Raw genomic sequence first — 13,200 nt, 5'->3', positions numbered from 1 at the left:
AACGGTGCGGCTAAGCGTAGTGCGGAGGCAAGGAAACTTTTTCGTTTCCGTCTGGCGACGCAGCTAAAGCTTATTGTTTTGCTTTTTCTTTTTTGTTTTGTTCAAAGCTAAATCCATAAGATTTAGAGACATTATAAATATACACAGACCATTTGATTTGCCCTAAAGTCCGCATTACGTTTAGGTTTTGTTGTAGTGCGTATTTATTCCGTCCGAGTTGCAATAACTTCTCCAGTTTCATTTGGAACACAATAAAATTTTAAAAACTGTTCATTTACTTCGCTGATAGGTAAGGTAACGCCTTTTCTACCGCGATTGAAAATGGTTATTAAATAAGTTTCGTCTAATTTTTCTAAAACCCATTTGGAACCCTCTTTAATTTCGAATTCCTCCAATCTTTTCTTATCCCAGAGTTCTCTATTAAAAGCTATTTTAGTTTTTGATTTTCCTTTTTCCTGAAATTCAAAACTTAAGCTTTTAATTTCTTCTCGGCTTAAGTCCGTATTAGTGGGTAGAATTCTGACGAAGTCCATTTCCATAATAACTTTATCATCGTTAAAAGTTCCATCAACTAGGATTCTCAAAAAATTTTCATTGAGTAACTTTAAATTCCCATACTTTTCTCCATTCTCGAGAACTAGAGAATTATCTTTTACTTTTAAATCCAATTGAGGTTTTGTCAATCGCAATTCTGTAAAAAGTCCCACCTTATTATTTTCAAAGTTTAGAATTTGAAGCCCAGGATTTTTTTTGAATTCCTTATAGCCAACTTCTTTCAGAATCCATTTTCCATCCAATCCTTGTCCGTAAGTTGTTTTAAAAATCATAAGTGTTAATATCAACAGGATTCTTTTTTTCATATGCACTACAATGGTAGGTATAACCAAAGTTACGGGATTAAAGTTAATGTTTTTCGGCTTATCACAAACATTAGCAATTGGGAGTGGATTCGGACGTAGTCGAATCCGCCGTAATTGCGGTTATACATTGTTGTAACCAGTTTTTTATTCCACTTTTTCATAGTAATGATTCAAATCGTAATTCAAAATAATTTTCGGTTGCTCAAAAACCTTATTACTGAAGTAAGTATAATATCCTGCTTTTCCCATTTCGTATTCGTAATGTAATTCAATTTCAGAGTTTAGTATTCCGTAATTCACATCATAGGTTCCTTCTCCATAAAATTCGCTCGAAAATGTTCCGTCAGATTTTAAATTCAGCGTGTCCGCTTTGTGAGGTGATTCTACACAGCAAGGTTCATTTCCGTAATTGGTATTTCCATAAATTCCGACTACACTATTTTTCGTCATAGGAATATTACATCGCAATACTACAATTCCGATGATTAAAATTATTCCGATTCCGAATAGTATGGGTTTCATTTGTCAAATTGGTTACAACGTCTCGGCTATGATTAGTACGGGAATTAAAAGTAATGAACTTTCGATTAAGCACTTAGCCAAAACTTTTTATTTTGTTTTATCTTTTTTTACTTTAAAGCCAAATCAAAAGATTTGGCGGACTTGGTTAAAAGCACTAAACTTTGGATTAAGCACCAAAACCCGTATTAATTATAGCCATTGTTGGGCGTTCGTTTTCTTATTAATTCCATTATTTCAGTATGCACTATAAATGTCTTTTTGAAATCGTTCAAGTTATTTGCAGTATTTTCCAATACAACGAGATTTAGATTTGTTTGAGGATAATAGTAGCAAGCGGAAACAAACCCTGGTGCATAACCTAATGCTCCAATCTGAATGTTTTGTTCGCCATCTTTAAATAATAAGCCATATCCATATTCTACAGTTTCAAAAATAGGATGAATTCGAGTGGCATATTTAGTTTTCATTAACTCCAATGTTTCTTTTTTGACCAGTTTCTCAGAGAATAGTAATTGATTCCATCTTTTTAAGTCCTCAAGATTTGAGATAAATGAACCTGCCGCCACAAAGTTGTACAAGCTATTTTTGGTAAATTCTAAAATCCCATTTTCATTTTCTTCGTAGCCTTTAACAAGGTTCTTATATACTTTATTTTTGGGGTGAAAAGTGTTTTTTAATCCATATTTATCAAATAACTCTGTAGATAAACCTCTAAAAGTCTTTCTTGTAACTTTTTGAAGAATTTGTGCGAGTAATTCATATCCCAATTGCGAGTAGTGAAATTGTGAACCTTCTTTAAATTCCAAAGGTTTATCTAAATCCGTAATTCCGTGCGTATGAGTGAGAAGCTGGTGAATTGTTACGAGTTTAGCCCAAGGTTGACTGATTTCGGTCAGATACTTACCAATCGTGTCATTTAATCCAATTTTACCTTTCTCGTATTCTCTTAAAATCAAAACAGCAGTAATTTGTTTACTTATTGAGCCAATGACGAACTGGTCCTTTATATCAATCTTTGTTTTATTTTCTAAATCCGAAAATCCAAACGATTTCGAATAAATGTCAATTGAATCGGTTGAAATAGAAATAACACCGTTAAATTTATTTTCGCTAATTATTGAGTCGATTTTTGAAGTCAATTTCGCGTGGTTTTCCATTTTTCCTTGTCCATTTGTTTGGCAAGAAGTTAAAAGGATAAAAGTCAAAATTATTAAACTGATTTTCATTAATTGTACTGTTTTTTCAAATGACGCCCAACGGTCTCGTATAACCGTCAGTTACGGGATTAAAGTTACTATTTTTCGACTTATCACAGCCATTAGCAATTGGGAGTGGATTCGAACGTAGTCGAATCCGCCGTAATTGCGGTTATACATTGTTGGCATTAGTATTTTATTCCACATTGTCTTTTACAACTTTGGTTTTCGATAAAAAGTCGTGAATTCCGTTTTTAACAAATAGAAACGAAAGTCGGTCAAATGGAATTAGTCGACAAAAAGTACGAGTTATTATATCTCCATCAGTCGGTTTTTCTCCGTTCATTTTCACAACTTTTGTTTTGGTTACAAACTTTCCGATTGTTTTTTTAAATTTAATTTCCATTATCGCATAGTAAGCTATAAAAGTTCCAAAAATTAAAATATAACCAATTAGAGAAATCATTCCTTGGTCAGTCGGTTGTACAAAAAGTCCGATTATAAAACTAATGATAAATGCTAAAATCAACCAAACTATAAAGTCGATTAGGAAATTCACAAAGCGTATTCCCGAACCAACAACATTCGAGTCCACTTTTTCTTTTTGTTCTTTTTCCGCTGTTGTTTTTTCTCGGATTTTTTCGAATTCAGATGTGTCGATATTCCGCTTTTCAACTTCTGCATCCGCTGCTTCGATTGCAGTCGGATTATAGCTTCCTCTTTCTACTGTTATAATTTTTATTAATTCTTCATCCGTCCTTTCGGACATTACTTTCGCAAATTCGTTTTCCATTAGTTTGATGGTAGGTATATATTAATGCCAACGGTTGGGCTAAGCGTAGTGCGGAGGCAAGGAAACTTTTCGTTTCCGTCTGGTCTGCTAGCCAGAGCTTTTGTTTTGTAATTAGTTTTATTTTTTTAATTGCCAAATCCAAAAGATTTGGCGGACTCAGCAAACACATCCAGCCCTTTAAATATAGCACTTTATGCCCTATTTGCTATAGGTATTGTTACCTGTAGTTTTTATTTCCGCCGGTAAATCAAACGCATTTTTCCATCCCAATTTTCACTTCCAGTTTCTAATTCCATTTCCTGTTCCGTCAAACTCAAGATTCGAAATGTCCTGAAGCTCTTACCATAAAAAAAAATAAGCCCTCCCGACCCACTAAGTTCCCACTTACCAGTTAAGTTTTGTCCAGTACTTGAAATTTTAATCGAATCCTTGAATACAGTAAGATTTTCAATATAATTTCTCCAATATGGGTCAATGATTGGTGTAGGCTTTTTTAAATCATTTTTGTTTTTGATTTGCCATTTACCAAGTAAATTTTCCAAATTTATTTTGGTTTGCTCTTCAAAGACATATTTCTGAGTTCTATTGTCATAAGATGTTAAGTAGATTTTCTCATTAATTACAGAGTCAATTTTTATTTGAATTTTATAAAGATTATTATTTAATAGTAGAAAATTTAAATTCCCGATGTCTTCGATGGACCATTCATTTTTCGAAACTTTTTCATTATTTCCGTTGTAATGAATCATCAAAGTATCATTGACAAAATCGGCATACATAATTGACTTATTGCCGCTATATCGATATGATTTATTTATTGGATTCCAAGTTGCTTTTTTAGGTTGGTCAGGTATTTTTTTAAAAACAGAATATGATTTTGATGAGTTAAGGCTATTAAAAATGATACTATCTTTCGCAAAGATAAATTGACCACTTATTTTTCCAATTTGATCCTTAAATATTAGTTTTTGCTTTTTTGGTTGAAAATCTAATATTGTGTCCAATTGTTCGAATTGGTCTTGATGGTTTGGGAATTCTTTTATTCTTATTTTATTATTCTTGATGTTTAACAATATTCTTGATTCCAAATCAATATTCTGTATTTGCCTATTTTCATCTGAATAATAAGTGTTTATCCAGTTGCCATTCAATTCAAGTTCATTCGAGCAGGAAATCGCTCCAGTAAATAAGAGAATTACAATTGGCACAAAGTTTTTCATAAATTACAGGTAACGTGTTTGTGTATGGTTAGTTGCGTGGTTAAGCAACTAAATTAGCAAACTTTTACGAATCCGTGAAAATTCCGCAGGAATTTTCGCAAGTAGGCTAGAACCAAGCAATTAATTATACACGGTGTTGCCAGTAGTTTTTATTCCACTAAATATTTTTCAAATTCCGATTTATCTACTTTTTCGACGATAGTTAGTTTTTCCACTTTCAGTTTTCCAGATTCAGTTACAGAAACGCTTTTGTCATTCGGTTTCTCAATAAAATATTCGAAAGAGTTATTTCCAAAATCATATTTCGACCACGCAAATGTTCCTTTTTGATTTTCGTTATGATAATAATCTGTTTCAGATTTAGCACCTAAAATTCCATAATCAATTACTTTCTTAAAATGACCATTTCTTGGTTCAGGTTTCCGCCAATATGTTGTATATTTTTCAGATTCAGTTTTGTCTTTTTTCCAGTCAGTTTCTAATTTTGGGATTCCTATTTTCTCACGTTCAATATTAAATTCAATTCCGTGATTTGTATTTAAAGGAATAAAAAAATCTACAATTATAATACCTAAAAAAGCTCCAAAATAAACTTTATTCTTTTTCCAATAATTTTTAAATAATTCTTTGATTGAGGCCTGTCGATTTTTGTTCCAATCCCAAAGCAAAAAGATTGGCATTGAAATTAGAAAAATCATTAATATTCCAAAAAAGAAGTAATGTCCGTTCATTTTTAAATTACTGGCAACGGTCTCGGCTATGAGTAGTTGCGTGGTTTAGTACGAAACTTAGCAAGTACACACCAAACTGAAAATCCGCGAGGATTTTCAGAAGTAGGCGAGAACAAGCAATTACTTATAGCCATTGTTGTGCGTTCGTTTTTTATTTTTCTCCAACCCAAATTTTCCCCTTTGGTAAGAAATAAATTGTGTCTTTATTTCCATTTGAACTGTCTATTTTCTTATTCTTAAAATTCCCTTTTTTCAGTTTACTCAAAAGTCTTCTGTCCGAATAACTGTCTTCTATTCTTTCGTATTGGTCAATTGGCCAAAGTAAATCACTTTCCCAATAAGGTTCTTCGTCAATATTCGGTTGCCATTTAAATTCAGAACTCAATTGATTAGTGAATGACGAGTCATTCGGCTTGAAATCGGCTTTTTCAAATATGTTTTCGTAATACTCAATCTTTTCGTCAATTGCACAAACGACTTGAGATTTAGAAATCCTTGGTTCGTACAACCATATTTTCAAATAATACGGTTTGTTTAATTTCTCTAATTCAATTTTCCAACTATCATAGATTTTTTCAAGTCCGTTTAGAATATCCTTTTTGGCTTTTCCTTTCGGTTCAGGAATCAGACTGTCAGTCAAAGACAGATTGTCCCAAGGTTCAACATAAACTTTGGTGTATTCGTATTTATGCTCATTCAAATGCTCAACATTTAAGTCCAAATATTCATTTATCCAATTCTGAATATTAGCAACCTTTCGTTTTAATCCTCTTATTTTCTTGTATTTCACGGTTTTTCTTAAATGACGCACAACGTTCAGTATAAGAAACGTAGGGCAGGAGATAAGCACTTACGTTTCGGTTTATTACTTAGCTAAATATAAATATTTTGCTTTTATCTTTTCTACTATAAACGCCAAATTTTATATTTAGCGGACTTGGTAAATACTCACAGACCTTTCGGTTTAGCACGAATGCCCTATGTTTTTTATACACTGTTAGCAATAGTTCTTTTTTAAAAGCTAATCAAACCAAAGTTTTTTTAAATCAATTTGCTTTAATAATTCTCGGTATTTATCTTTTAATTTTTCATCATCTTTAAACCGTGCCTTTAAATAAAGACATCTCAAGTTATTAGGTTTTTTATTTAAAGCTTTTTCAATTTCATCAAATGCTTTTCTTTTTTTATCTAAATCAAATAAGAGAGAGGACCGATGATAATTAATTTTATAGTCCTTAAAACCTAATTCTTCTGATTTTGCAATATCTTTTAGTGCAATTTTGTACAATTTTAAATTACTTTCATTTTTGTAATAACCACTAACATATTCATCATAGCATAATGCTCTTAATAGATATAGTTCGGGTTCTTGTGGGTTTTTATCAATCAAATTGCTAAAAAAATATTTTATATTATCTATAGAGTTGGTGTTAAAATTCACATAATCTATAAAATTAAACCAATGTTTAAAGGCTTTATCTTTATTTCCTTTAAAATATTCAGAGGCTCCAATAACAAAAAGTCCATCTGCTAAGCCCATTCCATAATATTCTGGATTCCTTCCTTTTAGTTTGTTTTTATCTATATTCTTTTTGATAAAAGAATTCATTTCTTTGATTATTTCATCATAATTTTTTAAATAAATTAGTTTAAAATAAGCACGTTCAATTTCTCTTTTAGTATAATATTCATTATCAATTGGATATTTAATTGCTATAGTATCATAATCTTTTAAAGTGTTATGATAATCTTTATTTTTTTTAAATAAATCAATTCTATTTAAATAATATTTGTATTGACTATCTTCAAAGGGAGGAGTGCATTTTCTATCTAGAACTTTACTTATGTAATTTAGAGCTTTATTAAAGTTGTTTTTTTTCTGATTTAAATCAGAAAAGGCCTTTAACATTTCACAATTTTTTTTGTTATCATTTTTTCTTACTGCTTTATTAAGGTATTCTTCTGCTAAAGTCAGTTTCTCATTTGCATAATATTTATAAAAATGACTTAGATAATACTGATAGGAAAGGTTTTCTTCTTTTAAAAAGTCCAAACTTATTTCAGAGGATATTTTCTCTAATGTATATTTATAATTAAAATAACCTTGTCGAATTTTTAGCTTTGATATAGAATCTCTCTCCCAAAGATGATTTTCAGCCATTATATTAGCTTTAATAATCATAGTATCTTTTTTATAGATAATGTAAATTAAACTTTGTGAATTACGATAATTATTAATATTTCTATCTAGAGAATAATTACTTGGAGGAATTTCAATGAACTTTCTGTGCGATAAATCTGATTTGTCTCTTTTTATATCCTCCAGAGGAAATCTTTCCCAGTAGATAGTGCCATTTATGATATCAAAGGTTCTAATGTTTAAAAGAGTATCTTTTGAAATATTAATTTCATTACCGTGTTTGTCTGTAATTTTAGAAATTGTAAGCCCACCACCACCTAGTCCAGGTTGTGCCCAACTGATAGTTGATAGAAATAGTAATGTTATTATAATTATTTTGTACAGCTTTTTATTTTTCAATTATTGCTAACGTTAAGTATAAGAAATCGTAGGGCAGGTGATAAGCACTTTCGTTTCGGTTTATTACTTAGCTAAATATAAATATTTTGCTTTTATCTTTTCTACTATAAACGCCAAATTTTATATTTAGCGGACTTTCTTAATAGACACAGACCTTTCGGTTTAGCACAAATGCCCTATGTTTTTTATACCGTGTTGGCAGTAGTTTATATTGACGACCATTTTTTAATATTAGTCTTCTCGATTTTTTTCAATGTATTCTCAATTTGAGTCAATAGTTTTTCGGGTTCAATTTCATTGTGTTTTTTACTATGGCTTATTATATTACTTTCCTCAACTATTTTGAAAATCAATTTTGTGGTTTTTAAATATCCAACTTTTTTGTTTTCAAGTTGCTCAATTGATTTGTTAGTAACCAATACTAATTTTTCAATATTTTTATAACCTCCGTTTAATCTCCAAGGGTTAAATTTCTGTTCTTTTTTTAATTCCTTAATTTCATTAGTCAGCAATTCAATAATTAAATCGTTTCTCTTTTTACATTCAGCTGATATTTCTTTTTTGTCAACTTTATCGGCAAATCCAAAGTCAAAACTTACTGACTGATTTCGTTTAAACCAAGTCTCAAAACTTTCAGAGTTCTTAAATTCAATTGTATTATCCGAGTCATCAATTACTGATTTCGGTATTCCATATTCAGCAATTTTTACACTAAATGAAATTAGATTTGATTGATGCTGTAGGTTAAATATAGCCTTGTCATTAAAATAACTACTGTCATATAAACTGAATTCTGAATTATTATTAAAAATTGCTCTAAATCCCATTTTTTTCTAATTACTGCCAACGGTTAGGCTATGATTTCGGTCTGGGAAATCCGTTAGGATTTTTCAAGATTGGAATCGAGCCGGATTAAAAGTACTAAATTTTATTTTTAGAAAAAGGTAAGACTGAATTATAGGTAATGTTAGCTTTAGTTTTTTTATTTACAATCACTTTTTTCCGTTATAATTCGTCTTTGATTTCGCCAATATTCAATGAATTCTTTCGAACGCGTTTTGCTATTATAAAGTACGTCGCCAATCAAGAAATGAAATTTTTGATTATCCCTTTTAACAAAAAGTGTGTCCGAGCATTTATTTTTTTCCAAAAAATCTCCTTTCAGTAAAAAATCGGCAATAAAAGGCTCTGAATAGTCATAATTTTTGCTACCATCTATTTTCCAATACTCATTTTCATGTTCGAGCTGAATATAAGTGAAGCCTTTGTACTGGTTTAGGTCGTTGATAACTCCAGTAATTGGAGTTTCCAAGATAATTGGTTTCGAGTTTTGAAAAATTCCAAAAGATAGGTGTCCAAACCATACTAATAATGAGGCAAATCCAATAAAAGTCATGGATATGATTAAAATTTCACTTCGTTTCATCCTCTTCCTTCAACGATTTTTCAAATTAAAGCTAACGTCTCGGCTATGGTTAGTACGGGGATTAAAAGTAATTAATTTCGGATTAAGCTATTAGCCAAAACTTTTTATTTTATCTTTTTCTGTTCTAAAGCCAAATCAAAAGATTTGGCGGACATTATAAAAATACACTAAACTTTGGATTAAGCACCAAAACCCGTATTAATTTTAGCCATTGTTAGCATTTCGTTATTTATTTCCAAAACTCCCACCATCTTTTTGGTTCTAAAACAACTGCTTTTTGCACCTTTTCTTTTCCAGACTGAGATTCAGTTTTTGGTTCTGCTACTTTCGCTTTACCAAAAACATATCTTATTGCTTTTTCATCAGGTTCAATATCCCAAAATCTTTTTCCGATTACAACCTCTATTTGATTCCAAATAATTTCAGAAGTATCTTCAGACTTGTCTTCTATACTAAGTTTTTCTCCTTCATCTTGCATTCTTTCATCATTAACCTCCATAATTGAACGTCTCTCAATTCCATTCTCACAATAATTAATATTAAAAGCCATTGAGGTTTCAGAGAGAGCAAAAGTCAGTGTATTATTATTTTTTAAGACCCAGGACTCAGCACACATATCCATACTAATAAACAATAAAGTTCCTTTTTCTGAAAAGTATACATCACAAATACCATCTTCTGTCCAATTTGAAGAAGCTGTTTCAAAATCAATTTCAGATTGTTTTTCTAAGTTCCAACCTAATTCTTCTTGGAGTTTTTCAAAGTCGTTTTCGTAATTTTTGTTTATGGCTAAACCTGATATATTGAATCCCATATTTTAATTTTTGTTCTGTTTTTTTTAATGAATGCTAATGGTTGGTGTATGAAACGTAGCTTATAAATAAACGCTAAATTTTCGGATTAACACTTAGCCGAATTTTTATAATTTTGTTTTATCTTAATTTTCTTAAAAACCAAATTATAAAAATTTGGTGGACTTGGAAAATAAGCATAAATCTTTGGTAAAGCATTTAATAGCTATGTTTTATACACATTGTTGTGCACAGTAATTATATTCTGTTTCTTGTTTCCTTTAACTTTAAGTCAATCAAAATATCTTTAATTGACAAAGTTTTAATTTTTCTCCTCACAGGTTTTCTCGATAATTCATTTTCTATATTCGTAATCAAAAAATTCCAATGTGAATAACCACAAAAATTATCACTAAAATAGTTTTGTATTTCTTCTTTTATTTCGATGCTATTAACGACCTCAATTTCTCCATTAAAGTCTATAAAAAAATCGGATGAATATTCACTAACTTCGACCCAGTTTTTTAAATCTCCGAAATTTGTGATGAGTACATTTGATTTAAAAAAATCCTCTTTTATTGGCTTATTCAATTGATTAATATCGGTGGAAATAATCACATTACTTCCCATTTCTTTTTTGTCAATTTTATGTTCTCCAAGAACTATTCCTCCGCTATAATTTCCATTAGATAGTTTGAAACAAACGCAATCTCCTGTTTTGAAAATCGGTGGTTTGTATATCGTTATTTTTTTTTGCTTTTTTAGAGGGTTTTTTCTTGGAACCTCTATTTTTTTTAGAAATTTTTTTAATTCTTTTTTTCGTTGTTTGATATCTTCTTCGGAACCTTCTAATTTTCCCCAAATATCAATATCAACACCTAATTCAATGTATTTCTTTATTTCAGTTAAAGTCTTTTGGTCAAGCGAACAATTTTCCCATAAAGCTAAACCAAGTGCGAAAATGAAATCAGTTTTAGAGTCTCCTTTTTTATACTCTTTAAATTGAGAATTAATTTCATCAACTACTTTAGGAATTGCAAGTCCATTTTCTAAATGTTCAACGAATTTATTATACACTTCTCTAGAAGTATCATTATCTAAAATTCCTGTTCCAAATGTTCCCATAGAGATTGGTTTTTATTGTGCACAACGGTCTAGTATAAGAAACGTAGGGCAGTTGATAAGCACTTACGTTTCGGTTTATTACTTAGCTAAATATAAATATTTTGTATTTATCTTTTTTGTTGAAATGCCAAATTTTATATTTGGCGGACTTTTTAAATAAGCACAGACCTTTGGAGTTAACACAAAAGCCCTATGTTTTTTATACATTGTTGTGTGTAGTTTTTATTATTAAATACAGTTTTTAAGTATATGATTCAAGTTAAATATTTCCTTATCAGAATCTATAATTATATTTCTTATTCTACTTGATGAATTGATTATGTAATAAGCTCTATAAGCGCCTTTTTTCAGTTGAACATTAATCTCTTCATTATCATAATAATTGCCCTCAAAAACTCTTTCCCCATTTAGTCTGTTAACCTTAATTTTGATTTTAGACTTGTCTTTATTCTGCAAACCATTTTCATAAAGAATTACTGCGTCATCAGATTTTGTTCCAAAATCAAAAAAGTCTATTGGTACATTATTTTTGAATAGAATGTATAAACCGTGTTCACAATCATAATCAAAGTCAAACACTATTGAGAAATAATTAGACTCGTATTGATTGTATTGTGGTATTTCAATTTTTTTAATGCCAAAAATTTTAGATATTTCGGTTATATTTTTAGCTATTCTATCGTTTTCTAACCCAACAGCTTCGTCATAAATTGGAATCATTAAATCGTTATAATATTTCCAAATATTTTGAATTATTAACTTTTGATTTTGTTTGATGAAGTTTAAAGTCTCTATTTGCTTTTTAGAAGGTTCAACAGAGTTTTCATTGTCAGAAAGTTCTATTTCTACTTTAATATCGTGTTTCTTATTGTCGTGCCAACATCGGTAGTCAAGTTTTTCAAATTCATTGAATAAGATATTTTCAGTGGGCACAAAACACCAATAATCTTCCCAAATCTCATTTTTCTTAAAATTCATCAGTTATTTTCTTAATTACACACAACGGTTGGGCTAAGCGTAGTGCGGAGGCAAGGAAACTTTTCGTTTCCGTCTGCCGACGAAGCTAAAGCTTATTGTTTTGCTTTATTTTTTATTGTACAAAGCTAAATCCATAAGATTTAGCGACTTCATAAATATACACAGACCATTCGATTTAGCCCCAAAGCCCGTATTACGTTTAGCCATTGTTGTACATAGTGCTTTATTTTTCAGTTCCAATTTCATTTATTTCATCACTTTTCTTTTTAGGTTTTGCGAATAAAAATGGTATTGATATTCCAATTCCGATAATTATAGTCGAGTATAAGAAAATCGGTTCTGTAATTAAATATTGTGGTATTAATGGACTCGATGGTTTTCCAATAAATGTCAAGAGGTAGAGTCCAATTATAAACAAAAAAATTGTCCAAAAAAGAATTTTCAAAATATCTATTATCAGTTCAGAGTATTTGAATTCAGTTCGTTTAGAGTTCAACATTATTCCGAAAAAAGGAATTAACGATAATAATCCATAATCCAAAAAGTAGATAGTTACACCAAAAAAGTAATCCGTTTTATCTTGAATAATCTGCTCTAATCCAAAAATATTAGTTGGTCCAATTCCAAAAGTTAGAATTAGAAAAATCAGTCCAGAAATTCCAAGAATTTGTTTTTTTAGATTGTCAGGTATCTGTTCCAAAATCAATTTTCTTTTTGGTTTGGTGGCATTATGTACAACGGTTCGTATAAGGTTAGTTGCATGTTTGCGAGCAAAGAGTTTCCGAAGAAAATTCGGGCTTAGCAAATGAGCAATGACCTTAATTAAGGTTTAAATTTAGCAATTAAATTTATACGTTGTTATATTTTTTGGTGAGACGATCAGCTTAGCGGCAAAAAGAAAATAAAGCCAAGTTCTAAAGCTTTGATTAGGTAGAAAAGTTTTTTTTAAAAATCCATCATTGTAACCCTCCGTAATCAACTTCAATTTTTTTATTCAACCGAGTCGGAGTCCATCTACG

Annotated in this window: 14 protein-coding genes; all 14 read right to left on the bottom strand. The window is 30.3% G+C overall.

Annotated features, from left to right (window positions below):
* Positions 1-203: 203 nt before the first annotated feature.
* The 14 genes from AX016_RS03305 to AX016_RS03235 all read right to left on the bottom strand — a co-directional run bounded on the left by AX016_RS03305 (position 204) and on the right by AX016_RS03235 (position 12,881).
* Positions 204-860, bottom strand: a complete 657-nt coding sequence (locus tag AX016_RS03305) for a hypothetical protein (RefSeq protein WP_100894257.1) — start codon at positions 858-860, stop codon at positions 204-206.
* A gap of 144 nt (positions 861-1,004) precedes the next feature.
* Positions 1,005-1,382, bottom strand: coding sequence for a hypothetical protein (locus tag AX016_RS03300; RefSeq protein ID WP_100894256.1), 378 nt, complete (start codon positions 1,380-1,382; stop codon positions 1,005-1,007).
* Positions 1,383-1,567: 185 nt separating this feature from the next.
* Positions 1,568-2,608, bottom strand: coding sequence for a serine hydrolase domain-containing protein (locus AX016_RS03295; RefSeq protein ID WP_100894255.1), 1,041 nt, complete (start codon positions 2,606-2,608; stop codon positions 1,568-1,570).
* A gap of 166 nt (positions 2,609-2,774) precedes the next feature.
* The gene (locus AX016_RS03290; RefSeq protein ID WP_100894254.1) at positions 2,775-3,371 is read right to left on the bottom strand and encodes an RDD family protein; all 597 of its coding nucleotides are present in this window, start codon (positions 3,369-3,371) and stop codon (positions 2,775-2,777) included.
* A 230-nt stretch (positions 3,372-3,601) separates the two neighbouring features.
* Positions 3,602-4,591, bottom strand: a complete 990-nt coding sequence (locus tag AX016_RS03285; protein WP_100894253.1) for a hypothetical protein — start codon at positions 4,589-4,591, stop codon at positions 3,602-3,604.
* Between the two features lie 149 nt (positions 4,592-4,740).
* Positions 4,741-5,322: a hypothetical protein gene (locus tag AX016_RS03280; protein ID WP_157811075.1), complete on the bottom strand. Its 582-nt coding sequence runs from the start codon at positions 5,320-5,322 to the stop codon at positions 4,741-4,743.
* A 151-nt stretch (positions 5,323-5,473) separates the two neighbouring features.
* On the bottom strand, positions 5,474-6,112 hold the full coding sequence (locus AX016_RS03270) for a hypothetical protein (RefSeq protein ID WP_100894250.1): 639 nt from the start codon (positions 6,110-6,112) through the stop codon (positions 5,474-5,476).
* A 231-nt stretch (positions 6,113-6,343) separates the two neighbouring features.
* Complete coding sequence (locus AX016_RS03265) at positions 6,344-7,861, bottom strand: hypothetical protein (RefSeq protein ID WP_100894249.1); 1,518 nt, start codon at positions 7,859-7,861, stop codon at positions 6,344-6,346.
* A gap of 206 nt (positions 7,862-8,067) precedes the next feature.
* The gene (locus AX016_RS03260) at positions 8,068-8,688 is read right to left on the bottom strand and encodes a hypothetical protein (RefSeq protein WP_100894248.1); all 621 of its coding nucleotides are present in this window, start codon (positions 8,686-8,688) and stop codon (positions 8,068-8,070) included.
* Between the two features lie 155 nt (positions 8,689-8,843).
* On the bottom strand, positions 8,844-9,287 hold the full coding sequence (locus AX016_RS03255; RefSeq protein WP_100894247.1) for a hypothetical protein: 444 nt from the start codon (positions 9,285-9,287) through the stop codon (positions 8,844-8,846).
* A gap of 229 nt (positions 9,288-9,516) precedes the next feature.
* Positions 9,517-10,101: a hypothetical protein gene (locus AX016_RS03250; protein WP_100894246.1), complete on the bottom strand. Its 585-nt coding sequence runs from the start codon at positions 10,099-10,101 to the stop codon at positions 9,517-9,519.
* A gap of 235 nt (positions 10,102-10,336) precedes the next feature.
* Positions 10,337-11,203 (bottom strand): hypothetical protein, encoded by an 867-nt coding sequence (locus tag AX016_RS03245; RefSeq protein WP_100894245.1) that lies wholly within the window; start codon positions 11,201-11,203, stop codon positions 10,337-10,339.
* A gap of 228 nt (positions 11,204-11,431) precedes the next feature.
* Entirely contained in the window at positions 11,432-12,136 is a 705-nt protein-coding gene (locus AX016_RS03240) for a DUF6985 domain-containing protein (RefSeq protein WP_157811074.1), read from the bottom strand.
* 268 nt (positions 12,137-12,404) lie between these two features.
* Positions 12,405-12,881 (bottom strand): hypothetical protein, encoded by a 477-nt coding sequence (locus AX016_RS03235; protein WP_157811073.1) that lies wholly within the window; start codon positions 12,879-12,881, stop codon positions 12,405-12,407.
* Positions 12,882-13,200 lie beyond the last annotated feature (319 nt).

The sequence above is a fragment of the Cellulophaga sp. RHA19 genome, from assembly GCF_002813425.1.
GTDB lineage: Bacteria > Bacteroidota > Bacteroidia > Flavobacteriales > Flavobacteriaceae > Cellulophaga.
This window is presented reverse-complemented; position numbering and strand designations above follow the sequence as displayed.